Consider the following 23,605-nt stretch of genomic DNA (forward strand, 5'->3'; position numbering starts at 1 on the left):
CTTTGGCTGGAAGAGAATATCCATTGGAAAGAACCAGAAATATTGGTATTATGGCCCATATCGATGCTGGTAAAACAACATTGACAGAGCGTATCCTCTATTATACTGGTGTAAACTATAAAATCGGTGATACTCATGAAGGTACTGCTACCATGGACTGGATGGAGCAGGAGCAGGAAAGAGGAATCACAATCACTTCAGCTGCTACAACCTGCCACTGGACCCAGCAGGAACACTGCAAGGTAAAGCCGGGTGCCCAGGAACACCGTATCAATATTATTGATACTCCAGGCCACGTTGACTTTACAGTAGAGGTTGAGCGTTCCCTTCGTGTACTGGACGGCGCCGTAGGCGTGTTCTGTGCAAAGGGTGGAGTTGAGCCGCAGTCTGAGAACGTATGGCGTCAGGCGGATACCTACAATGTACCACGTATGGCATTCATTAACAAGATGGATATCATGGGTGCGAACTTCTATGGTGCCGTTGATCAGATCAGAACCAGACTTGGCAAAAACGCAATCTGTCTTCAGCTGCCAATCGGCGCAGAAGATGAATTTAAAGGTATTATCGATCTGTTCGAGATGCAGGCTTATATCTACAATGACGAGAAGGGTGAGGATATTTCCATCGTTGAGATCCCTGAGGATATGCAAGTCGATGCCGAGCTTTACCACACCGAATTAGTAGAGAAAATCTGCGAACTTGATGATGATCTGATGATGCAGTATTTAGAGGGAGAAGAGCCTTCTGTAGAGGAACTGAAGAAAGCACTGAGAAAAGCGACATGTGAATGTACTGCGATTCCGGTATGCTGCGGTACCGCTTACAGAAACAAAGGCGTTCAGAAACTTCTTGATGCAGTTGTAGAATATATGCCTTCACCGATCGATATCCCATCTATTAAAGGTGTCGATATGGATGGCAACGAAGTCGAGAGACATTCCTCCGACGACGAGCCGTTCTCAGCGCTGGCATTTAAGATTATGACAGACCCATTCGTGGGTAAGTTAGCATTCTTCCGTGTATACTCCGGAAGTATGAACTCCGGTTCTTACGTTCTCAATGCTACAAAAGGCAAAAAAGAGCGTGTTGGACGTATCCTTCAGATGCATGCCAACAAGAGACAGGAGTTAGATAAGGTTTATGCAGGAGATATTGCTGCTGCTGTAGGTTTCAAGACCACAACAACTGGCGATACTATCTGTGACGACCAGCATCCGGTAATCCTGGAATCCATGGAGTTCCCGGAGCCTGTTATCGATATCGCGATCGAGCCGAAGACCAAAGCTGGTCAGGGCAAGATGGGCGAGGCGCTTGCAAAGCTTGCAGAAGAAGATCCGACCTTCAGAGCGAAGACAAACCAGGAGACCGGTCAGGTTATTATTTCCGGTATGGGCGAGCTTCATCTGGAGATCATCGTAGACCGTCTGCTGCGTGAGTTCAACGTAGAAGCCAACGTAGGTGCTCCTCAGGTTGCTTACAAGGAGACATTTACTAAGGCTGTTGACGTAGACAGCAAGTATGCGAAGCAGTCCGGTGGACGTGGACAGTACGGACACTGTAAGGTTCACTTTGAGCCTATGGATGCCAACGCAGAAGAACTGTTTAAGTTTGACTCCTCCGTTGTCGGCGGTGCTATTCCGAAGGAATATATCCCGGCAGTCGGTGAAGGTATTGAGGAAGCTTCCAAGTGTGGTATTCTTGGCGGATTCCCTGTACTGGGTGTTCATGCGACCGTATATGACGGTTCCTACCATGAGGTAGACTCCAGTGAAATGGCATTCCACATCGCCGGTTCCATGGCGTTCAAGGATGCGATGCACAAAGCCGGAGCTATCTTACTTGAGCCGATCATGAAGGTTGAAGTAACCATGCCGGAAGACTACATGGGTGATGTTATCGGTGATATCAACTCCCGTCGTGGCCGTATCGAAGGTATGGACGATTTAGGCGGCGGTAAGATTGTTCGCGCATTCGTTCCGCTGGCAGAGATGTTTGGATACTCCACAGATTTACGTTCCAAAACACAGGGACGTGGTAACTACTCTATGTTCTTCGAGAAATACGAGCCAGTTCCAAAATCTGTACAGGAGAAGGTACTTGCTGAGAAGAACGGTAAATAATCCGTCGCTCCCAAAAGGGACTTTGGCAGACCAGAAAATCCGGGTACTAAATGGACTCCGAGCGGCCTAAAACCGCCCGGAATCCATCAAATAGGCTTGAAAATAGTGCATAAATAGCATATAATAAAAGACAGCCTAACATAAAAATTAAAGCTCAAAAGAGCACAAATTAAGGAGGACGTTATAAAATGGGCAAAGCTAAATTTGAAAGAAACAAACCACATTGTAACATCGGTACTATTGGCCACGTTGACCATGGTAAAACAACTTTAACAGCTGCTATCACAAAGACTCTTCATGAAAGATTAGGTACCGGTGAGTCCGTAGCTTTCGAGAATATCGATAAGGCTCCGGAAGAGAGAGAGCGTGGTATCACTATTTCTACTTCTCACGTTGAGTATGAGACAGAGAAGAGACATTATGCTCACGTTGACTGCCCAGGCCATGCTGACTATGTAAAGAACATGATCACTGGTGCTGCTCAGATGGACGGCGCTATCCTTGTTGTTGCTGCTACTGATGGTGTTATGGCTCAGACAAGAGAGCACATCCTGCTTTCTCGTCAGGTAGGCGTTCCTTACATCGTAGTATTCATGAACAAGTGCGATATGGTTGACGATGAAGAATTACTTGAATTAGTAGACATGGAAATTCGTGAACTGTTAAATGAATATGAATTCCCGGGCGATGATACACCAATCATCCAGGGTTCCGCTTTAAAGGCTCTTGAGGATCCGTCCAGCGAGTGGGGCGACAAGGTTCTTGAATTAATGAAGGCTGTTGACGAGTGGGTTCCAGATCCAGTTCGTGAAACAGACAAGCCTTTCTTAATGCCAGTAGAGGACGTTTTCTCCATCACAGGCCGTGGTACTGTTGCTACAGGTAGAGTAGAGCGTGGTACATTACACGTATCTGACGAAGTTGAAATCGTTGGTATCCATGAAGAGACCCGTAAGGTAGTTGTTACAGGTATCGAGATGTTCCGTAAGCTGTTAGACGAGGCTCAGGCTGGTGATAACATCGGTGCATTACTTCGTGGTGTTCAGAGAACTGAAATCGAAAGAGGACAGTGTCTTGTTAAACCAGGTTCTGTAAAGTGCCACAAGAAATTTACAGCTCAGGTTTACGTTTTAACAAAAGATGAAGGTGGACGTCATACTCCTTTCTTCAACAACTACAGACCTCAGTTCTACTTCAGAACAACTGACGTAACTGGTGTATGTGATCTTCCAGAAGGCGTAGAAATGTGTATGCCTGGCGATAACGTAGAGATGACCGTAGAGCTGATTCATCCAGTAGCTATGGAGCAGGGTCTTCGTTTCGCTATCCGTGAAGGCGGCAGAACCGTTGGATCAGGAAAAGTTGCTACAATCATTGAATAATCATGCGTAAGCAATGAGCAGTGCAAATAATGCGCAAGCATTGAGCAGTGCAAAAATAAATGTGAAAGTGCCCAGAGGAGAGCTAGCTCTTCGCTGGGCACTTTTGCATTTATTTTTATAGGGCGAAAGCCCGGAGCTTCTTGTCCGCCGAATTTGCGGACAAGAAGATGCACTGCGGAGTAGCGGGAGGCCAAGGGAGAGCTAGCTCTTCGCTGGGCACTTTTGCATTTATTTTTATAGGGCGAAAGCCCGGAACAGGAGAAATACCATGAAAATATTCATCAGCGCAGACATCGAAGGCTGCGCCGGACTAAGTTTCACCGATGAGACTCATAAAAACGAGTCTGTTTACCAGAGGTATGCAGAGGAGATGACAAACGAAGTCGTCGCAGTCTGCGAGGCGGCTCATGCCGCCGGAGCGGCCGCCATTGTCGTAAAGGATGGCCATGGTGACGCCTCCAATATCAACCCTCTTGCGATGCCGGAATACGTAACGCTGATCCGGGGGAAGAGCGGACATCCGTATAATATGATGTTCGGCCTTGACGAAACCTTTGACGGAGTATTTTTTCTTGGGTACCATGCGGCCGCCGGCAATCCGGAGTTTGCCATCAGCCACACCTCTACAGGAAACAGCCAGTACATTCGCCTCAATGGCCGCTATATGAGCGAGTTTATGCTCAATACCTACACGGCTTCCTCCCTCGGAATACCAGTTCTTTTTCTCTCTGGAGACGAAGCCGTGTGCCGGGATGCCAGAGAACTGGCGCCGCATATTTCGACTGCCGAGATCAAGCGCGGTGTAGGCGGTGCCACCTTCTGCATTCCGCAGAAGCTCGCAATAAAACGTCTCTGTGAAGCTGCCAAAATCGCTGTAGAAAACCGGAGAAAATCACTAATCCCTATAGTGGATTTACCGGAAGATTTTATTTACGAAGTGACCTACAAGGACTGGAAGAAGGCGTATCAGATGTCTTTCTATCCAGGTATGGAGCAGGTGGACCGTTTTACAAACCGTCTCAAAGCCAAATGCTGGATGGAGGTTATTACTGCCCACAGTTTTGTCGTTTATTAGCCATAATATCCACAAAGCGGCGTTTGATGGAGGTGCTCGTGGAGTTCCAGATGGTACCAATATTGTAAGTAAATTTAGAATTCCGTAATAAAAACTTTATTGCAAATGGTATTGCAATTAGGTATCATGGTAGAGTACATAAAGTTAGACAGCACGGAGGGAAACAGGAATGGATAGTAAGATGATAAGAAGAGGAGCGGCAGGCATTCTGGCTACAGTGTTGTTGTGCTTTACCGGTGTGTTTGCTTCATTCGCCAGCGTGGACACTGAGACTTCTGAAAACGCTGAGACACAGGGACCCAAGGTGGAATCATCGATCACCTCCTGCCTGATCAATCCGGATAAGAAAAGTGTGACGGTCAAGGTCACCAGCAGCGGAGATATGACCGGTACGGATGGAGTTCTCTATTTGGTGGAACAGAAGCCGTATCAGAAGAATCTGGAAGGACGCCTTGATTACGCGGGGGCCGCTTCATTTGGAACGGAGGTAACGTATCAGTTCCCGTTGAATGAAGGCACTGCGGAGGACCGGTTATACAGCAGATTTGTGGTAGCGGTCTGGGATGGGACGAAATACATCGAGGTCAGCGACCCGCACTATATCACAAATCCGGAGGCGGTAGCCCCGAACACAGCGGCGTTTAATGATCCTTTGACAAAAAAAGGGCTTAATATTGAGCTGAACATGCTGGCAGACGCATTTGATCTGGGTGTCAAGCATGTGGGAACGAATATTGCATTTCATCAGATTTTAGGTCAGGGTATTGACTATCAGTATGATGGTAAGATGTATCATTTTGACAAGCGGGTCATTGAAGATTACGATAGAACCATCAGTGCGCTTTCCGGCAAAGGTATGACGGTTACGGCTATCATCCTGAATGGATGGAATGATGCAACGCCGGATCTGATCTATCCTGGTACGAAGAAGTCTTCAAAAGCATTCTATTATTTATTTAACGCAGCAACAGAAGCCGGTTTTGAGCAGACCAAGGCTATTGCTTCATTCCTTGCAGAGCGGTACAACGGTTCGAATCCGAATCAGGGTAAGATATCCAACTGGATTATCGGTAATGAGATTAATAACCAGCAGTGGAATTACACCGGGGCCTGGGATCTAAACAGCTATGTTCAGGCGTATCAGGATGCATTCCGCGTGTTCTATACGGCAATCAAGAGCACCAGTGCAAATGACAGGGTCTATTTTTCCCTCGATTATAACTGGAATGCGGAGATCGACAACAAGTTAAAATACGGCGGAAAAAATATTGTGGATACATTTAATTCTATCGCCAACACGCAGGGACAGATGGATTGGGGATTATCTTACCATCCGTATCCGGCGCCTATGACGGAACCGGAATTCTGGGATGATGCGCAGACCGGATGGATTACCAATGACTTTAACTCCCCTGTCATCAACTTTGCGAATTTAAGTGTTCTTACAGACTACATGGCACAGGCTGCATTCCGTTCACCGACTGGAGATGTCCGCCATATTATCCTTACAGAAGAAGGATTTACGGCGAAGAGCCCGACAAGAGGAGACATTCCTCAGATTCAGGCGGCGGCATTTGCCTATTCCTATTACCTGGTAGATAGTAATCCATATATCGACGCCTATATCTTAAGCCGTCAGGTGGACGCGCCGTTGGAGGTGCGCAGCGGATTGGCATTTGGTCTGTGGGAGTGTGATATGAATCAGGGTGATACCATTGTGGCCACGAAGCGCCGTAAGATCTGGCAGGTGTTCCGTGACATTGATAAGAAGAAGTATACGCTGGAAGCTACGGAATTTGCAAAGCCGATTATCGGTGTCAACAAGTGGTCTGATCTTATTCCGAATTTCAGATGGCGTTCCATGGAGTAGAAGAGACGAAAGTGAACGAATAAGAGGTGGAAGTGATACCCGGGAAGATTTGTGCTTCCCGGGTTATTTTTATGGCAAGACAGGAGTAGATTATGCAGAATCAATCAGAACAGGGGGAATCAACCCTAAGAAATTGTATACAGAGAAACCAAAATCAACAGAGTCGGGAGATTAATCGGGAAACGCTGCCAAAGGGGGTAAACCAGGCAGAAATAATTTTGCAGGAAGTACGAAGCGATGAGTTGATCGATCGCCTGACAGAAGTATGGAGGCGCTCCGTCAAGATGACCCATCTTTTCCTGTCTGATCAGGAAATCGGGGAAATAGAGAAGTATGTCCGGGCCGCGCTTCTTGAAGTTCCCACTCTGGTGATTGCTATAAATGCAGAGCGGGAACCCATTGCCTTCATGGGTACAGCGGGAGAGCGTCTGGAGATGCTTTTCCTTGAACCGGAATTGCGTGGATCTGGTTTGGGCAGGCGGCTTCTTACCTATGGTATAGAGGAGCTGGGGATACGTGAATTGTGTGTAAATGAGCAGAATCCGCTGGCGAAAGGGTTTTATGAGCACATGGGATTTGAACGTTTCAAACGGACGGAGCTGGACGAGCAGGGAAATCCATATCCGCTGTTATACATGCGTCTGACGGAAAAGACGGCAGGCGAATCAGGCAATGAGGCAATCGATTGTCCGAAGAATGAGGAGTAAGTTCGATAAAAACATGTAGTTTATAAATGGGCTTTTTGAAAGCCTCTTCAAATACATTATAAAATATAGTAGGAAAAAGCATAAAAGCAACATAAAATCCAACCTACCCCAACATAAAAGGACGCCTCCCGTCAAATACCTGACAGGAACGTCCTTTCTATAATTGATCTTAAAATCCAAATTTCCTCCCTGAATACTGAGATCCAACATCTCCCATCACTGACTACCCACCTTAATATTACTGGTAACTCAGTGCTGCGTACGCATCCAGCATTCCCCCGCTCACCATTTTCCCGCTTAACTGGTCCATCTTTCGGCTGGAATTCAGCAGAATATTTTTCACGTCAGACAGTGAGATCTCGGGACGGTAGGAGTAGAGCATGGCGGCGACTCCGGTTACCATGGGGGCGGCCATGGAAGTGCCGCTCATAAAACCGTAATTATTGCCCGGCAATGTGCTGACAATATAGGTTCCGGGGGCCGCGATATCCACGCTGGCGGTTCCGTAGTTGGAGTCACGGCTCAAGCTTCCGTCGAATAACAAGTTGGCAACAGAGATTACATTGTCAAATGGGAACGATGCGGGATAGACCGGGTAAATGTCGGTGTCATATCCCTTTCCGGCGATGCCGCCGTTGCCGCAGGCCACGATGAACAGCATCTTCGAATTCTGCATGGTCTGGGCCAGCGCCTCGTTATAGGCGGAGGTTCCCATGCTTAAGTTACAGATGGTGGCGCCGTTGGCTTCCGCGTAGCGGATCGCCTGGATGACAGAGTCGGGCGATCCGGTTCCGTCACTGCCGCCTAATGCCTTTAAGGACATAATCTTTACGTAATTGTTATCGGTGATGCCGGCGATTCCGTAGGAACCGCGGACCGCGGCGATGGTGCCTGCGGCGTGGGTGCCGTGGCTGTCTTCTTCGCCTACAAAGATCTGGCTGTTGCCGGAATAGAAGTTCCAGCCGTGAACATCGTCTACGTAACCGTTTCCGTCGTTGTCAATTCCATCACCGGGAATTTCTCCGGGATTCGTCCACATGGCGCCCGAAAACTCCTGATGGTTATAGTCGACGCCTGTGTCGATGATGGCTACGACCACGGACCGCTTATTTTCGGACTGGTCATAGAGATCCCAGGCCGGCCGGATATTGATATCGACACCCGTTACCGCGTCGGTAACCGTGGACTCGAAGTCGCCGGGACCAAGGCCCGGAAGGCCGAAACCGCCTTTGCCGCCGGAATAGATATTGTCAGCGGCCTGAAACTTTGCTTTTATCTCGACGAGCTGAAATTCCCCGTCATTCTTTAATCCCCATTGATAGGTGGCAAACTGGTCAGCCGGGGATAAATTGACAAGGCCTGGCCCCAATGCGAAGGTCTGCAGGGACTGGCCGCTCTGGCTGACGGACAGCATGTCTCCCTGTGCCGCCTTCCAGGAGGCCGTTCTATTACTTCCCGAATCGGAAATGGATCCGGAATCGGAATCGGAAGTGGATGCAAAAGTCCATGGGATCACTGCAGACGCGGCGATGGCAAGGGCTAAAGAAAGACTGACTGCGCGCGTTCTTTTCTTCATTCTGATGATTCTCCTTATGCGAGGAACATTTTTCTTTAGTATACCATAATCCCGGAGCAAAGGAGTGGAAAAATATGTGAAAATTCCCTTAATATTTTCTCACCAGACCGGCCAGTGCGGTGGCAAGCGCCTCGTGGCCCTCTTTTGTAAGGTGCATATAATCGATTTTATTGTTTTCTTTTACGACGGTATTGGCGTCGAAATAGTGGCAGCCCATCAACTCTGCGATTTTTCTGTATTCTTCGGCTAGGCCTTCTGATTTTTCCGCACAGCCGCGGCCCATCGTAGCACCTACCGCTGTGGCCTCGTACTCTTTCTCGATGTTCTTGGGAGCGACCACAAGGATACCCGGCTTCTTATCCCGCCAGCAGTCGGTGGTGGTGATGGCCTTTGCGATGAGACGCTTGAGGCCCAGCGCAATGCAGGCAGCGGATGCGCCGAAACGTTCCTTGGTATCATTGGTTCCCAGCATGATGATCAGCAAATCTACGGGTTCGTGGCTCATGAGGCATGGATAAATATAATCCAGCCCGGATAAGCCCTCGTGGATCGGATCGTTAAAACAGGTGGTCCGGCCAGACAGGCCTTCCTCGAGAACGAGATAATCTTCTCCCAGCTTCTGTTCCAGAAGACGCGGCCAGCGCTCATTTTCATCAAAACGGCCGTCGTTCGCAGCACAGTACCCGTGGGTATTGGAATCTCCGTAGCATACAATGTGTTTTTTCATGATGTACTCCTCCTAAAAAAGAGAGGATGCAGCCTGCAAGCAGGTACATCCTCTCAGACTGATTTTAAAGTCTTTATAAATCTTTCGTATCCTCGACTGCTTTTCTGATATCGTGGTAGAGCTCTACCAGCTTCGGATCATCCAGTGCAACCGGAAGGAATGGAAGTCTCGGATCGCCCATCGGGCAGCCGTCCAAGGAGATGATTCCCTTTACTGCGCCGTGCATGGACGGGAAGGAGCAGAGACGGTAAATGAGCGGGGTAACCAGATTCTGCACTTCTCTGGCCTTTTCCCATTCGCCGCGGTTAACCAGTTCGTCCATCTTTAAGTATAACTCAGGCATGGCACCGTATGTACCGCCGATACCGGCATCAGCGCCCATCAGGCGTCCTGCGATGAACTGCTCGTCCGGTCCGTTGAATACGATGAAATCTTTGCCGCCGGCCAGCTTAAAGCGCAGGATATCCTGTGCCGGGTCGGAGGAGCATTTTACGCCGGCAACGCGCTCGTTTTCCAGCATGCGGCCGAACAGCCCCATAGACAGATTGAATCCGGTCAGCTGCGGGATATTATAAATGAAGAAAGGAAGATCGGCAGCCTCGGTAATTTTTGTCCAGTGCTGGTATACACTTTCCTCGCCCATGTGGTAATATACACAGGGAACCGCAGAGGTAGCATCGGCGCCTACAGCCTCCGCATGTTTGGCGAGTTCGGCGGAATGTCTTGTATCAGGACAGCCTACATGGACGATGATATTCATGCGTCCTGCTGCTTCCTTTACAACAGTCTCCGTCACGGCCTTTCTTTCTTCCGTATCCAGAAGGAAGCCTTCACCTGTACTGCCGCAGACATACATCTGCTTAATACCTTTGTTACAGAAATAGTTTACAACGGCCTTTGTCGCTTCTAAATCAACATCGCCATTTTTGTCGAACGGAGTGTTGAGCGCAACAGTAACGTTTTTGAATTTGTTGACATCATACTTGGACATAATACATACCTGCCTTTTCAATTATTATAATAATTCAACAGTATCTGTGTGTATCATATCATCATTACTGGCAGAAATCAATAAAAATAAAAACTTTTTTTTATTTAATGTTTGTATTGAAAATATTTTTTATACGTGCTATGATTAAAACAGTTAAAAATCCCAAAAAAGCAGTAAAAAATACAAGAGGGGGTATCTAATATGGATTATTCAGTACTGGAACAGGTCAGAGGTGGTCTGATCGTTTCCTGCCAGGCATTACAGGAGGAACCACTGCACAGTTCTTACATTATGGGCAGGATGGCATACGCAGCAAAAGAGGGCGGAGCAGTTGGCATCAGGGCCAACACGGTTGCAGATATTGTGGAAATTAAGAAAACGGTAGATCTTCCGGTAATCGGCATTATTAAGGAGGTTTACGGGGACTGTGACGTATATATCACACCGACCATGAAGGAAGTGGATGCGCTTGTGGAGTGTGGAGTGGATATCATTGCCACGGACTGTACCAATCGCATCAGACCGGACGGAAAGACTCTGGACGAGTTCTTTACAGAAGTACGTGCCAAATATCCGGATCAGCTTTTTATGGCAGACTGTTCCTGTTATGAAGAAGGCCTTCATGCCGCACAGATCGGACTTGATCTGGTTGGTACGACAATGAATGGTTATACGGATTATACAAAGGGAGCCAACCTTCCGGATTTTAATTTGATGAAGCATCTCGTTGAGACCTGCGGCAAGCCGGTTATCGCGGAAGGCGGAATCTGGACGCCGGAGCAGTTAAAGGCGGCTCTCGATACCGGTGTGCTGGCGGCAGTTGTAGGTACCGCGATCACGAGACCGAGGGACATCACAAGACATTTTGTAGCTGCGATACAGTAAAGAATATTAGGTATGACGGACAAAGAGGCCAGAAAAGTTAGTTTCTTTGTCCTTTTTCTATCAGGAGGAGATTGTTATGAGGATAGCGGCACTGGATATCGGGGGCACCTCCGTTAAGTCTGGAATCTGGAACGGACAGGACATTGTGGGGGTGAAGGAGCATGCCACCAATGCCAAGAACGGCGGAAGGTACGTGATGGAGCGGGCTGTGGAGATTCTCCATCAGTACGATGACTTTGAGGCCATCGGGATCAGTACTGCCGGCCAGGTGAATTCTGCAGAAGGCTATATCCGCTACGCCAATGAAAACATACCCGGTTATACGGGAATGAAGGTGCGGGAGATCATGGAGCGCGAGTTTCATGTGCCTGTCGCCGTAGAGAATGACGTCAACGCGGCAGCCATCGGGGAAGGTCAGTTTGGAGCGGGAAGAGACTTTAAGGATTTTCTCTGTATCACCTACGGGACCGGAGTTGGCGGCGCCATTGTCATGAATAAGGGAATTTATACGGGAAGTGCCTGCTCGGCTGGAGAGTTCGGCGGTATTATGATCCATCCGGAGGACAGCGTGTACGGGGAACCTTTCTGCGGATGCTACGAAAAATACGCTTCCACCACGGCGTTGGTGCGTAGGGCCATGGCCTACAACCGGGACCTGGACAATGGAAGAAAGATATTTGCCAGACTGGACGATCCGAAGGTGAGAGACATTGTGAACAGCTGGATCGATGAGATCGTGTACGGGCTGATTTCCGTGATTCATATTTTTAACCCATCCTGTATCGTTTTAGGAGGCGGCGTCATGGCACAGCCCTATATTCTGAAAGAGGTGAAACAGAAGGCTTCTGCCAGAATCATGAGCAGCTTCCGTAATGTAGAACTGCGCCAGGCGGAACTGGGCAACCGTGCCGGGCTGATGGGCGCGGCGTATCTGGCAGGTGCACTCTTGGAAAAGAACGGCCGGACTGAAGTGCAATAAGCAGAGCTGAAGTAAGCAATAGCGAAATAAGCATAATTGTTTCAAAAACAAATGCAATAATACAAAACTGTATACAATATCACGAAGGAATCTTTTAGATATTTGTAAACAGGATAAAAAATACATAAAATAAAAAATGGAAAAAATTTTTTTCTATTCAATGTTGACAAAATAAATTTTCGGTAATATAATGTGTTTATCAACAACAAGGGCGTGACGGATGAAGGACAAATGATCCATTGCGCCTTTTTATTTTAAAAAAGGAGGAAGTATTGCATGAAATTGAAAAAAATCTTTTCTTTAGGACTGGCAGCGGCGATGACGGCATCTTTGCTGGCAGGCTGTGGATCCGGTAACCCGGCGAGTTCCACCACAGCTGCTACTGCGGGGGGACAGGCAGATACGACAGCCGCACCTGCAGAGCCGGCAGCAGCGGGGGAATCGGGTGTCCTTTACAGCAACGGCGGCCCTACTGAGTTCTTCGAGACACCGTGGCTCAATCCTGGTACATACACATATAACAAAACCCTGTACGCACATCTGATCTTTGCCGATGAGAACCTGGCGCCGGTAACCGGTGAAGGAGATCTGGCTAAATCCTACGAGATGTCCGACGATGGAATGACACTGACCTTTGAGTTAAGAGATAATATTTTCTGGCACGACGGCGAAGCGATTACAGCAGACGATATTCAGTGGAGTATCGAGTATGCGCTTAAGACAACGGTGTTAAACTCCGTATTCCGTTCCACATTTGAAGCATTAAAGGGTGCGGCTGCCTATGAGGACGGCAGCGCCGAGCACATCGAAGGAATTGCCGTGGACGGCAGCAAGATTACACTGACCTTTGAGAAAGTCGCACCGGATGCACTGCTGACATTTACGCAGTTTGCTCCTCTGCCTAAGAAGTATTTGGCGGATACAGATCCGATCTCCTTACAGCAGGCCAAGTATTTCCAGAGCCCGATCGGTTCCGGCCCATTCATGGTAGATGAAGTTCAGATGAACAACTACACCACATTGAAGCCGTTTGACAAGTACTACGGCGGAACCGCGAACTTCACCATTCACTTAAATCCGAGTGCAGGCGACAGCGATGCGAACTTCGTAACGAATGCGAAGGCAGGCAAGCTGGATTACGCTTACACCAAGAACATTGCCGATGTCAAGGCGCTGGAGGGAACACCTGGACTTACCATCGACACTGTTAACGTGCGTTATACCCGTCTTCTGTATTTAAACAAGTTTGACAAAAAGGACGGCAAAAAGGCGCCTCTGGCAGACGAGAAAGTACGCCAGGCCATCGCTTACGCACTTGACATGAAATCCATCTTAGACGGCGTTTTCGAGGGAGCAGCACTTCCTGCAAACAGCCTGACACCAGACGGAGCGGACAAGGCAGACGGACTGAACAATTACGATTACAATCCGGAAAAAGCAAAAGAACTGTTGAAGGAAGCAAACTGGGATCCGAATACAGAGCTTGATGTTGTTTATTACTACACGGATCAGATGACACAGGATCTTATGGCTATCATTCAGCAGTACCTTGCAGAAGTAGGCATAAAGATGAACGCAAGACTGGTAGAAGGCGATCTGGCAACCATTCTCTGGAAAGCTCCGGAAGATCCGGTCAACGGACCGAGCGCAGTGGACTGGGATATGTGCTATGCGGCGAATGCAGCCTTATCCTTACACGAGTACTATGACAGATATCAGACCGGTTATTCCATCAATTCCCATACACCGAGCGATCCGAAGTTAGACGAACTCATCGCAGCCACCAACGCTTCCGTAGATGCAGAGGTACAGAGAAAGGCATTCTTCGAATTACAGAAGTATGAGAATGAGACATTATTCGAGCTTCCGCTTTACTATCAGCCAATCTTCCTGCTTCAGAGCGACAAGATTGTAAAGGGCGCAAAGCTTGGCAACCCGCAGTTTAACTATAACTGGGATATTCAGAACTGGGAAATCAAGTAACACTTAGGAGGTGCTGTTAAGGGATTGTATATCATGTACAGTCCCTTAACTTTTAAGAAAGGTGATAAAATGGCAAAATACACAATTAAAAAAATTCTTGGTATGATTCCCATGCTGTTGATCATTACGTTTATCATTTACTGGCTTCTGGATTTGACACCAGGCGATCCCGTTTCGTACCTGATGGACCCGGAGGCGCTTGCGAGGCTGACCGCCGAGCAGGTAGCGGCGCTGCGCGCGCAGTATGGACTTGATGATCCTTTTTTTGTCCGCTATTTTAAATGGCTGGGCCGCCTGCTGACCGGAGACTTTGGCTACAGTTCTTCCAGTGGAGTGCCTGTAATCCAGATTATGGCGGAACGGCTTCCGGCCACTCTTGAACTGGCCGTGGCGGCACTCTGCATCTCCACCGTATTAGGAAGTGTTCTCGGTGTTCTCGGCGCAATCTACAAGGGAACTATCGGCGACAACGTTCTGACCGTAGCCGGTATGATCGGCGTTTCTATCCCTCAGTTCTTCTTCGGTGTCTGTGCAATCTTAATCTTCGCATTAAATTTAGGATGGCTGCCGGTTGGCGGCCGAACGGATCCGACCGTGGTCAATTTCGCAGGGCGAATCAAGTATCTCGTCATGCCGGCTCTCGTTCTGGGAATCTCCATGACGGCGGGTGTCATGCGTTACGCCCGAAGCAGCATGCTGGATACCATGAACAAGGACTACATAAAGACGGCCCGAAGCAAAGGCCTCTCTGAATTCAGAGTGAATTTAGTACACGGCTTCCGTGTATCGCTGACTCCTGTTATCGTCCTGGTGGGCTTCCGCCTTCCGACCCTGATCGCAGGTTCCGTAGTTATCGAGACCGTATTCCAGTGGCCTGGAATCGGAAGTGCATTCAATACGGCGGTTCGTTCGCAGAACTACAATCTGGTCATGATGCTGGCGCTGTTATTCGTCTTCATGACACTGTTTGCCAGTACACTGGTCGACATCCTGACTGCCGCGTTAGACCCGCGTATTAAGCTGGAACGATAGGAGGGACGGAAGATGAGTATAAAATCAAAACAGCTGCATTTAAACCGGAAGTTTGACCAGATCCGACAGATGGAGGAATCCGGAGAACTGAAGAACAAGAAGTCCGGCAACCGGGCGCTACGAAAGCTTTTGAACAACCGTCTTGCCATCGTGGGCGGCGTAATTTTCCTGATCATTCTTCTGGCCTGTATCTTCGCACCGCTTTTAACCGGCTATTCGCCGAAGGCCGTGGATATGAAATCTATTCTGAAGCCGCCGTCAGGCGAGCACTGGTTTGGGACGGATAAGATCGGCCGGGATGTATTTGCACGAGTCCTGTACGGCGGCCGCATGTCCATCGCGATCGGATTCGGAAGTGCCCTGGGCTGTGCATTTATCGGCGTACTCTTAGGATGCTACAGCGGATACCGCGGCGGCTGGTTCGATAGGCTTATGGTCCGGATCTCCGAGGTGTTCATGTCCATTCCACAGCTGATTCTCGTTATGATGCTGGTTGCAATCATGGGACAGAGCGCGAAGAACATCGTGATTATCTTTATCATCTGTGGATGGGGTTCCTGTTTCCGTATGGCCAGATCCCAGGTGCTCTCCATAAGAGAAGAGGAATACGTACAGTCCTTAAAGGTGTTCGGACTCAATCCGTTTATCATCTGCTATAAGCATATTTTACCAAATGCGTTAAGCCCGATTATTGTCAATGTTACACTGAGTACGGCCATGTTTATCCTGGAGGAGGCTTCCTTAAGCTTCTTAGGCCTGGGCGTTCCGCTGGAGGTCCCGACCTGGGGCAATATTTTAAATGCGGCTCAGGATATGTTCACTCTTCAGAATAACTGGTGGATGTGGCTCCCAACCGGTATTGTGGTTTCCTTATTCGTCATGAGCATCAACTTCATGGGCGACGGCATCAGAGATACCACAGATCCGACACAGCAGGGCTAGGAGGCAGGATATGAGCGATAATGCAGTAATTTCCGTTAAAAATTTAAAGACGTATTTCTATACAAATGAGCGCTGCAACAGGGCGATCAACGGCGTTTCCATGGATATTAAAAGCGGCAAGACACTCTGTATCGTAGGAGAGTCGGGCTGCGGCAAGAGCGTGACGGCTACTTCCATCATGCAGCTGCTTCCCAAGCTTTCCAGGATCGAGGAAGGAGAAATCATCTATCACAGCGGAGACAAGCGCGGTGATATTAAGATCCACGAACTGGAAAGAAACGGAAAAGAGATGAGGGATATCCGCGGCAAGGATATCGCCATGATTTTCCAGGATCCCATGACAGCGCTGAACCCGGTCTACACGATCGGATGGCAGATTGAGGAGATGATCCGCTCCCATAACAAGAACGTATCCAAGAAGGAGGCCAGGGAAACAGCCTTAAAGCTTCTGACCGATATGGGAATCCCCAATCCTCAGAAGAGAATCGACCAGTATCCCCACGAATTCTCCGGCGGTATGAGACAGCGTGCCATGATCGCCATGGCCATGAGCTGTAATCCGAAGGTCCTGATCGCCGATGAACCGACTACGGCTCTCGATGTGACCATTCAGGCCCAGATTTTCGAGCTGATGGATCATTTAAAGAAGAATTACAACACGGCTATCATGCTGATTACCCACGATATGGGCGTGGTCTGCGAGCTGGCCGACGATGTCGCCGTCATGTACATGGGCAATATCATCGAAAGCGGCTCTGCGGAGGAGGTGCTGGATCACCCCACGCATCCGTACACGAGAGCGCTGTTAAAGTCCATCCCTGTTCTGGGAAGGGGCGCCGAACAGGACATCAACCCGATCAAGGGTTCCACGCCGGATCCGTACAACAGGCCGCCCGGATGCCAGTTCGCGCCGCGGTGCGACTACGCCTGCCCGGAATGCGACAAATGCATGCCTGAAGAGATACAGCTTGGCGGAACTCACATGGTACGATGTGCACGGTATCAGGAGGTGACAAACGATGGCAGATAAGAATCATGTTAAGAATAAAGAAGCGCTGCTTACAATCAAAGGCTTAAAAACGTATTTTCCGGTCAAGGGCGGCTTCATGGGAAAGACCCAGAGCTACGTCCAGGCCGTCAACGATATTGATTTGACCATCTATAAAGGGGAGACCCTGGGGCTGGTAGGAGAGTCGGGATGCGGAAAGACGACGCTGGGCAAAACCATCCTTCAGCTCTATAAGCCGACCGAAGGGGAGATGGTCTACGAATTTGAGAACGGCCCCCGCAATCTGGAGAAGCTGACCAGTAAGGAGATGGATGAGGCCAGAAAGAAGATTCAGATCGTTTTTCAGGATCCCCAGTCTTCCTTAAACCCGTCCTTTACGATCTACCAGTCCCTGTCCGATCCGCTGAAGAAATTCGGCATCAAAACGAAAGAGGAGAGAAGGAAGATCATCGGCGATCTGCTGGAAGCCGTAAATATGCGGCGGGAATACATGGACCGTTATCCCCATGAGTTCTCTGGCGGCCAGAGACAGCGTATCGGCATCGCCAGGGCGCTGTGCATCAATCCCGAGCTTGTGATCTGTGATGAGGCGGTCAGCGCGCTCGACGTATCCATCCAGGCTCAGGTGTTAAACCTGTTAAAAAAACTGAAGGAAGAGCGCAATCTTACCTATATCTTTATCACCCACGATTTGAGCGTGGTAGAGTATATCAGCGACAGAATCGCGGTCATGTATCTTGGCAGAATCGTGGAACTGGCTGAGGCGGATGAGCTGTACCGCAATACCGTTCATCCATACACCCAGGCCCTTCTCTCCGCGATTCCGGTTGCGGATATTCATCATAAGAAAAAGAGGATCATTCTGGAGGGCGATGTGCCTTCCCCGATGAATCCGCCAAGCGGCTGCCATTTCCACGGAAGGTGCAGCCAGTGTCAGGAAATCTGTAAGAATCAGAGGCCGGAACTTAAGAAATATGACATTGACGGGCGTGAACACTACGTCGCCTGCCATTTTGCAGAGGAAAATATCAAACATGCGGCTGAAAAACGAAATAAAATGTGATGTGCTTGTCATGGGGGCCGGGATCGCGGGCATTATGGCTGCGATCTCAGCCGCCGAAGCGGGGGCAGATGTCTGTATCGTAAGCGGTACGCGCATCTGCTCCGGCTCCAGTTTTTATCCGGGGACATGGGGCCTGGGGCTCGTGGGACCCGAAAGTGAGGCGGATGAGGAAGACTTAAAGTCCGTGATTTTAAAGGTCGGTGAAGGCATGGCAGACCCGGAGCTGGTCTCCGTTCTGGTCAGCCATATCCGCAGGGGGACGGACCGGTTAAAGGCATTTGGAATCCAGCTGAAGGAAGCTGAAAACAAAGGGGAGAAGGAGTTCATCCCCTGTTTTGATTATAAGAACAGAGACTGGCACGGGATTGTAAAAGACAGTGCCCGGGAGGTATTCCTGGCTCGGTTAGAGGAACTGGGGGTCAGATGCTTTCCGTCCACCCGGATCTTACAGTTTATCACGACGGACGGACGGGTAAGCGGCGCGGCGGCCTTGACGGAGAAAGGCGGACTGACCGCGTTTTCCTGCAAAAGTCTGGTTGTGGCTTCCGGAGGTTTGGGCGGACTGTTCCAGTACCGTCTGAACACGGATGACGTCACCGGATGCGGCCAGTATCTGGCGCTCCGTGCCGGTGCGAAGCTGGTAAATATCGAGTTTATGCAGATGATGCCAGGGTATCTGTCTCCGGCACCGAAGACGATCTATAACGAAAAGGTGTTCAAATACAGCAATTTCTGCCGTCAGGAGACGGGGCGTTCCATCTTTGAGGACTGGCGGAAGGCGGATTTGGAAGAGCGGATGGAGGTGCGTTCCACCCACGGTCCGTTTACCACCAGACTTCCGTCCGCGCCGGTAGATATCAGGCTGTTCACGGAATTTTTGAGGAATCCCAGGGGCGTCACGGTGACGTACCGGGAATCCTTAAGGGAGAATCAGCCGGAATTCATCAGGACCTACTTTGAATGGCTGAAAGAAGAGAAGCATTTGACGATCGACGATCCCATCCAGCTGGGAATTTTTGCCCACGCGTCCAACGGGGGAATCAGGATCGGACCGGACGGAAGCACGGGAGTTCCCGGCCTGTATGCCTGCGGGGAGGCGACGGGAGGAATGCATGGGGCGGACCGGCTGGGCGGCTTATCGACGGCTAATGGCCTGGTGTTCGGAGAGATCGCGGGGAAAGCCGCGGCCGGCTGGAGCAGCAGCATCTCCGGACCGGAGGAGGAATGGGCGGAGGTACTGCTCTCTGTCATTCCCAATGCCGCTTCCTATTTAAAACAGATTCAGGAAATGAATTTCGAATGCGCCATGGTGATTCGCAATGGCGCACGGGCGGAGCTTGCATTAAACCGATTGGAACGGATCAAGGAGCTGTGCAGATGTGAAGCGGGATACCTGGAAACGGGAGACGACACGGCGGGACTTGCGGTATCCTGCCGTCTTACCGCGGCGCTGTATTTATCCGAGTGTCTGATGAAGGCGATTCTGCTGCGAAAGGAAAGCCGTGGTTCCCATTATCGCTGGGATTACCCGGAGAAAAAAGAAAATCTCTCCAAAAGGATTTTATCGGTGTGGTATGATGGGGTGAAAACCGGCTGGGAATAATTTGTCAGTTAAAAAGAAAATTTTAAATTATATAATAAAAAATCTTTTTTTTTATTAATTGACAAACGACTGTTCCCTGGTATATTCTAATAGCAGAGGCGGCGTAGGCGCGACGGAAACGGCATGATGCGGTGCCGTTTCCGGCGTGCCTTTTCTTATTACGGTGATCCGTGCATCATGCATGGGCATCGTTGCAGGATTGCCGTTGGAAACATAAAGGGGGATTAAACATGCAAGGAGACTTTTTAACAAAAATCAGAGCAGAGTACAATCAATTTACGAAGGCGGAAAAAAAGGTGGCCGATTATATCCTGCAGAATCCGAGAGAAGTGCTTTTTATGTCGATTACGGATCTGGCAGAGGTATGTGAGGTTGGAGATACGAGTGTATTCCGCTTTTGTAAGACCATGAATTTGAAAGGATATCAGGAGTTTAAGATGATGCTGTCCTTAAGCCTTCACGATGGGAAAACGGGGCTTGGTCAGCTGGATGGCGACATCAGCCAGGAGGACAGCTTCTCGGAGATGGCTCAGAAGGTGCTGAACACGAATGTAAACGCGCTGAAGGAGACATTTTCACTGCTGAATGAGGAGAACTTCGATAAGGTGATCAGACACCTTCATGATGCGGACAGGATCTGCTTCTATGGAGTGGGTGCCAGTATGCTTACGGCCATGAAGGCGGCCAACAAGTTTCTGCGCATCGAGCCGAAGGTGTACTGTGTCCAGGATTCTCATATGCAGGCCATGGTAGCTTCCATGATGAGAGCGAATGAGGTGGCGGTGGTCTTTTCCTACTCCGGAGCCACAAAGGACACTATCCATGTGGCGGAACTGGCCAAGCGTGCCGGGGCGACGGTGATCTGTGTGACCAGATTTGTCAAATCGCCGCTGACATCATTTTCCGATGTGACGCTGCTGTGCGGAGCCAATGAGGGGCCGCTTCAGGGCGGTTCGACTTCGGCGGAGATCAGCCAGCTATTCCTGATTGATTTAATGTATACAGAATACTACCGTCGATACTTCGAAAAATGCAGCAAAAATAACGAAAAGACTTCTTCGTCGGTCATTGAAAAACTTTACTAACCAAAGAATATTCCTAAAAAAAAGAAAAAAAGAAAAATTTTTTTATTTCAGATTGACAAAAAGAAAATTCCGATATATAATAAATTCATAAACGAGAAAGGCGCTTAATTGCAAAAAGTATACAGATTGACCAAATGCCTTTGGCGTTAAATTGACTTATTATAAGGAGGAGTAGTAATGAAGAAAATTTTATCTCTTGGTTTGGCAACGGCTATGGTAGTTGGTACGCTGGCAGGATGTGGTGGAAACAAACCGGCAGAGACAACGGCAGCTCCAGAGACGACGACAGCGGCGGCAACAGATGCAAGCAAGGCACCGGAAACAACCGCAGCAGGCGGCACCACGGATATCGTATGGTGGGCATTCCCGACATTCGGCGTAGACACTGGATACGAGCAGGAAGTCGTTGATGCATTTACTGCGAAAAATCCTGACATTAACGTCAAGGTAGAGTACATCGACTTTACGTCCGGCCCGGATAAGCTGACAGCAGCTCTGACTTCCGGTACAGCACCTGACATTCTCTTCGATGCACCAGGCCGTATCATTGAGTTTGGAGAAGCCGGCTATCTGGTTCCTTTAGATGATATGTTAGACGAACTGAAGAGCGATTTAACCAGCCAGTCTCTGATTGAAACCTGCGTAGGCGCAGACGGTACCGCCTGGATGTATCCGATTTCCTCCTCTCCATTCTATATGGGTCTGAACAAAGAGGCTCTGGAAAAGGCAGATGCACTCCAGTATGTAAACCTGGAAGGCGACCGTACATGGACGACCGAGAACTTCGTAAAGATGTGTGAAGCGCTTCGTGACGCAGCTCCCACACAGGTTCCCGGCATTGTATACTGCGGAGGACAGGGCGGCGATCAGGGTACCCGTGCTCTTGTAAATAACTTATATGGCGCTTCCATCGTCGGTGATGACGGCAAATGGAATATCAGCGAAAATGGCGTAAAAGCTCTCACTCTGTTAAAGAGCATGTATGACAGCAAGGCAATCGATGCAGGCTTTGACATGGCAGCAGCAGATGAGCTTCAGAAGTTCCAGCAGGAGACTGCAGCGATGACATTCTGCTTTGGTACTTCCAGTGAAATTACATATGCATCAGATGACTTTACACAGCTTTCCGTTCCATTCCCATCAGAGAGCGGCAAACCTTCCTTAGAGTATCTGGTTAATGGCTTCGCTATCTTTGACAACAAAGATGAAGCACGCGCTGAGGCATCGAAAAAGTTCGTGAAATTTATCTGTGATGATGCAGAATGGGGTCCAAAGAGTGTTGTTAAGACCAATGCATTCCCGGTACGTACTTCCTTTGGCGATCTGTATCCTGGAGATGAGCACAAAGCGATGCTGGCTTCCTGGAGCCAGTACTATGGCCCATACTACAATACACGTGCAGGCTTTGCAGCCATGCGTCCGCTGTGGTTCAATATGCTTCAGCAGGTATTCAACGGTACCGACCCACAGGCCGCTGCTGACGAGTTCAACGCGAGTGCAAACAGCAACTAATAAAACACTAATTTATGAACAGCAACATTTACATGGCTTCCTTCTTCTGCCGGGTGCAGAGGGAGGAAGCCAATCTTTAGGGAGGGAGTGTAAAACACATGGCAAATACAACTGTTTCCACACAGAAACCCGGGCGTCCAAAAAACAAAAAAGAAAAAATGCCTGCACGCAGTAAGGTGCTTCAGCGCAGAGAGACATTTGTTTCATATATGTTCCTGCTTCCGGCGTTGATTTTCTTTGTAGGCTTTGTTATTTTCCCTATGGCGTCAGGGGTTATCACCAGCTTTACCAATGCCAGTTTTTCAGATCCGAAGGGAACTGCCGTAGGATTTGCCAATTACATACGGCTTTTTCAGGATAAAATTTTCTTAAAATCGGCGGTGAATACCGTTATTATCGTGGTGGTATCGGTTCCTGTTGTAACCGCATTCTCCCTGTGGGTCGGAACAGCCATCTATAAGATGCGTTCCGGTATCCGTTCCTTTTTCCGCTGTGTATTCTATCTTCCGGTAGTTACCGGTTCCGTCGCAGTTGTTGTAGTATGGAAATGGATGTTCGATAAGTATGACGGCCTTTTTAACTATATCATCAGGAGCTTTGGCGGTCAGCCGCTTCCCTGGACTTCCGGTGAGTCCATGGCCCTGTGGTGTATTATTCTGATCCTGTTTACGACCTCCATCGGTCAGCCGATCGTTCTTTACGTAGCAGCATTGGGCAATGTGGATGCCTCTATGGAGGAGGCTGCCAAGGTGGATGGAGCCAATAATTTCCAGGTGTTCTGGAATATTAAGTGGCCGTCTATCATGCCGACGACACTGTATGTGGCGGTTATTACCACCATCAACAGCTTCCAGTGTTTTGCACTGATCCAGCTTCTGACCTCCGGCGGTCCGAATTACAGTACCAGTACGGTTATGTACCTGCTGTATGAGATTGCATTTAAGACCACCAAGGAGTTTGGTTATGCCAACGCCATGGGTGTGGTTCTGGCAATTGTAATTGCGCTGTTCAGTGCCTTGCAGTTTAAGGTCATGAATGGTGGAACATCAGAATAGGAGGGG

At 49.0% G+C, this 23,605-nt stretch carries 19 protein-coding genes; 16 read left to right on the forward strand and 3 right to left on the reverse strand.

Going from position 1 to position 23,605, the window contains the following annotated elements:
- Window positions 1-2 precede the first annotated feature (2 nt).
- The 5 genes from fusA to DFR60_RS05110 all read left to right on the forward strand — a co-directional run bounded on the left by fusA (window position 3) and on the right by DFR60_RS05110 (window position 7,157).
- Entirely contained in the window at window positions 3-2,123 is a 2,121-nt protein-coding gene (gene fusA / locus DFR60_RS05090; protein WP_002604730.1) for an elongation factor G, read from the forward strand.
- Between the two features lie 188 nt (window positions 2,124-2,311).
- Entirely contained in the window at window positions 2,312-3,505 is a 1,194-nt protein-coding gene (tuf, locus tag DFR60_RS05095; protein WP_002604729.1) for an elongation factor Tu, read from the forward strand.
- Between the two features lie 268 nt (window positions 3,506-3,773).
- On the forward strand, window positions 3,774-4,580 hold the full coding sequence (locus DFR60_RS05100) for a M55 family metallopeptidase (protein ID WP_110321933.1): 807 nt from the start codon (window positions 3,774-3,776) through the stop codon (window positions 4,578-4,580).
- Between the two features lie 169 nt (window positions 4,581-4,749).
- The gene (locus tag DFR60_RS05105) at window positions 4,750-6,450 is read left to right on the forward strand and encodes a DUF5722 domain-containing protein (RefSeq protein ID WP_110321934.1); all 1,701 of its coding nucleotides are present in this window, start codon (window positions 4,750-4,752) and stop codon (window positions 6,448-6,450) included.
- A gap of 218 nt (window positions 6,451-6,668) precedes the next feature.
- Window positions 6,669-7,157: a GNAT family N-acetyltransferase gene (locus tag DFR60_RS05110; RefSeq protein ID WP_341457920.1), complete on the forward strand. Its 489-nt coding sequence runs from the start codon at window positions 6,669-6,671 to the stop codon at window positions 7,155-7,157.
- A 238-nt stretch (window positions 7,158-7,395) separates the two neighbouring features.
- On the opposite strand, the gene DFR60_RS05115 is transcribed toward DFR60_RS05110, so the two are convergent.
- The 3 genes from DFR60_RS05115 to DFR60_RS05125 form a co-directional block, all read right to left on the reverse strand.
- Window positions 7,396-8,733 carry a S8 family peptidase gene (locus DFR60_RS05115; protein ID WP_110321935.1) on the reverse strand — a complete coding sequence of 446 codons (1,338 nt, stop codon included), beginning with the start codon at window positions 8,731-8,733 and terminating at the stop codon, window positions 7,396-7,398.
- An 88-nt stretch (window positions 8,734-8,821) separates the two neighbouring features.
- The gene (locus tag DFR60_RS05120; protein ID WP_207659500.1) at window positions 8,822-9,460 is read right to left on the reverse strand and encodes an SGNH/GDSL hydrolase family protein; all 639 of its coding nucleotides are present in this window, start codon (window positions 9,458-9,460) and stop codon (window positions 8,822-8,824) included.
- Between the two features lie 73 nt (window positions 9,461-9,533).
- Window positions 9,534-10,451 (reverse strand): dihydrodipicolinate synthase family protein, encoded by a 918-nt coding sequence (locus DFR60_RS05125; protein WP_002604723.1) that lies wholly within the window; start codon window positions 10,449-10,451, stop codon window positions 9,534-9,536.
- 201 nt (window positions 10,452-10,652) lie between these two features.
- On the opposite strand from DFR60_RS05125, the gene DFR60_RS05130 reads away from it, so the two are divergent.
- From DFR60_RS05130 to DFR60_RS05180, 11 genes are all read left to right on the forward strand, one after another.
- The gene (locus tag DFR60_RS05130; RefSeq protein ID WP_110321937.1) at window positions 10,653-11,336 is read left to right on the forward strand and encodes an N-acetylmannosamine-6-phosphate 2-epimerase; all 684 of its coding nucleotides are present in this window, start codon (window positions 10,653-10,655) and stop codon (window positions 11,334-11,336) included.
- Between the two features lie 76 nt (window positions 11,337-11,412).
- Window positions 11,413-12,315 (forward strand): ROK family protein, encoded by a 903-nt coding sequence (locus DFR60_RS05135; RefSeq protein ID WP_110321938.1) that lies wholly within the window; start codon window positions 11,413-11,415, stop codon window positions 12,313-12,315.
- 276 nt (window positions 12,316-12,591) lie between these two features.
- Window positions 12,592-14,298 carry an ABC transporter substrate-binding protein gene (locus DFR60_RS05140; protein WP_110321939.1) on the forward strand — a complete coding sequence of 569 codons (1,707 nt, stop codon included), beginning with the start codon at window positions 12,592-12,594 and terminating at the stop codon, window positions 14,296-14,298.
- A 69-nt stretch (window positions 14,299-14,367) separates the two neighbouring features.
- Window positions 14,368-15,330 carry an ABC transporter permease gene (locus DFR60_RS05145; protein WP_025530777.1) on the forward strand — a complete coding sequence of 321 codons (963 nt, stop codon included), beginning with the start codon at window positions 14,368-14,370 and terminating at the stop codon, window positions 15,328-15,330.
- A 12-nt stretch (window positions 15,331-15,342) separates the two neighbouring features.
- A complete protein-coding gene (locus DFR60_RS05150; RefSeq protein ID WP_110321940.1) occupies window positions 15,343-16,272 on the forward strand; it encodes an ABC transporter permease in 930 nt (309 codons plus the stop codon).
- Window positions 16,273-16,282: 10 nt separating this feature from the next.
- Window positions 16,283-17,302, forward strand: a complete 1,020-nt coding sequence (locus DFR60_RS05155; protein WP_110321941.1) for an ABC transporter ATP-binding protein — start codon at window positions 16,283-16,285, stop codon at window positions 17,300-17,302.
- Window positions 17,292-18,344 (forward strand): ABC transporter ATP-binding protein, encoded by a 1,053-nt coding sequence (locus DFR60_RS05160; protein ID WP_110321942.1) that lies wholly within the window; start codon window positions 17,292-17,294, stop codon window positions 18,342-18,344. Before DFR60_RS05155 ends, DFR60_RS05160 begins: the two co-directional genes overlap by 11 nt.
- Complete coding sequence (locus tag DFR60_RS05165) at window positions 18,316-19,947, forward strand: FAD-binding protein (protein WP_110321943.1); 1,632 nt, start codon at window positions 18,316-18,318, stop codon at window positions 19,945-19,947. The genes DFR60_RS05160 and DFR60_RS05165 overlap by 29 nt, the downstream gene beginning before the upstream one ends.
- A 230-nt stretch (window positions 19,948-20,177) precedes the next feature.
- A complete protein-coding gene (locus tag DFR60_RS05170) occupies window positions 20,178-21,032 on the forward strand; it encodes a MurR/RpiR family transcriptional regulator (protein ID WP_110321944.1) in 855 nt (284 codons plus the stop codon).
- Window positions 21,033-21,209: 177 nt separating this feature from the next.
- Window positions 21,210-22,544 carry an ABC transporter substrate-binding protein gene (locus DFR60_RS05175; protein WP_002604713.1) on the forward strand — a complete coding sequence of 445 codons (1,335 nt, stop codon included), beginning with the start codon at window positions 21,210-21,212 and terminating at the stop codon, window positions 22,542-22,544.
- A 98-nt stretch (window positions 22,545-22,642) separates the two neighbouring features.
- Window positions 22,643-23,599, forward strand: coding sequence for a carbohydrate ABC transporter permease (locus DFR60_RS05180; protein ID WP_002604712.1), 957 nt, complete (start codon window positions 22,643-22,645; stop codon window positions 23,597-23,599).
- Window positions 23,600-23,605: the final 6 nt, after the last annotated feature.

The sequence above is a fragment of the Hungatella effluvii genome, from assembly GCF_003201875.1.
GTDB lineage: Bacteria > Bacillota > Clostridia > Lachnospirales > Lachnospiraceae > Hungatella > Hungatella effluvii.

What these genes read in the sequence shown, in the direction of transcription:
- tuf (WP_002604729.1), top strand. Translation starts at nt 2,312, where the DNA reads ATGGGCAAAGCTAAATTTGAAAGAAACAAACCACATTGTAACATCGGT.
- DFR60_RS05100 (WP_110321933.1), top strand. Translation starts at nt 3,774, where the DNA reads ATGAAAATATTCATCAGCGCAGACATCGAAGGCTGCGCCGGACTAAGT.
- DFR60_RS05105 (WP_110321934.1), top strand. Translation starts at nt 4,750, where the DNA reads ATGGATAGTAAGATGATAAGAAGAGGAGCGGCAGGCATTCTGGCTACA.
- DFR60_RS05115 (WP_110321935.1), bottom strand. Translation starts at nt 8,733, where the DNA reads ATGAAGAAAAGAACGCGCGCAGTCAGTCTTTCTTTAGCCCTTGCCATC.
- DFR60_RS05120 (WP_207659500.1), bottom strand. Translation starts at nt 9,460, where the DNA reads ATGAAAAAACACATTGTATGCTACGGAGATTCCAATACCCACGGGTAC.
- DFR60_RS05125 (WP_002604723.1), bottom strand. Translation starts at nt 10,451, where the DNA reads ATGTCCAAGTATGATGTCAACAAATTCAAAAACGTTACTGTTGCGCTC.
- DFR60_RS05130 (WP_110321937.1), top strand. Translation starts at nt 10,653, where the DNA reads ATGGATTATTCAGTACTGGAACAGGTCAGAGGTGGTCTGATCGTTTCC.
- DFR60_RS05135 (WP_110321938.1), top strand. Translation starts at nt 11,413, where the DNA reads ATGAGGATAGCGGCACTGGATATCGGGGGCACCTCCGTTAAGTCTGGA.
- DFR60_RS05140 (WP_110321939.1), top strand. Translation starts at nt 12,592, where the DNA reads ATGAAATTGAAAAAAATCTTTTCTTTAGGACTGGCAGCGGCGATGACG.
- DFR60_RS05145 (WP_025530777.1), top strand. Translation starts at nt 14,368, where the DNA reads ATGGCAAAATACACAATTAAAAAAATTCTTGGTATGATTCCCATGCTG.
- DFR60_RS05150 (WP_110321940.1), top strand. Translation starts at nt 15,343, where the DNA reads ATGAGTATAAAATCAAAACAGCTGCATTTAAACCGGAAGTTTGACCAG.
- DFR60_RS05155 (WP_110321941.1), top strand. Translation starts at nt 16,283, where the DNA reads ATGAGCGATAATGCAGTAATTTCCGTTAAAAATTTAAAGACGTATTTC.
- DFR60_RS05160 (WP_110321942.1), top strand. Translation starts at nt 17,292, where the DNA reads ATGGCAGATAAGAATCATGTTAAGAATAAAGAAGCGCTGCTTACAATC.
- DFR60_RS05165 (WP_110321943.1), top strand. Translation starts at nt 18,316, where the DNA reads ATGCGGCTGAAAAACGAAATAAAATGTGATGTGCTTGTCATGGGGGCC.
- DFR60_RS05170 (WP_110321944.1), top strand. Translation starts at nt 20,178, where the DNA reads ATGCAAGGAGACTTTTTAACAAAAATCAGAGCAGAGTACAATCAATTT.
- DFR60_RS05175 (WP_002604713.1), top strand. Translation starts at nt 21,210, where the DNA reads ATGAAGAAAATTTTATCTCTTGGTTTGGCAACGGCTATGGTAGTTGGT.
- DFR60_RS05180 (WP_002604712.1), top strand. Translation starts at nt 22,643, where the DNA reads ATGGCAAATACAACTGTTTCCACACAGAAACCCGGGCGTCCAAAAAAC.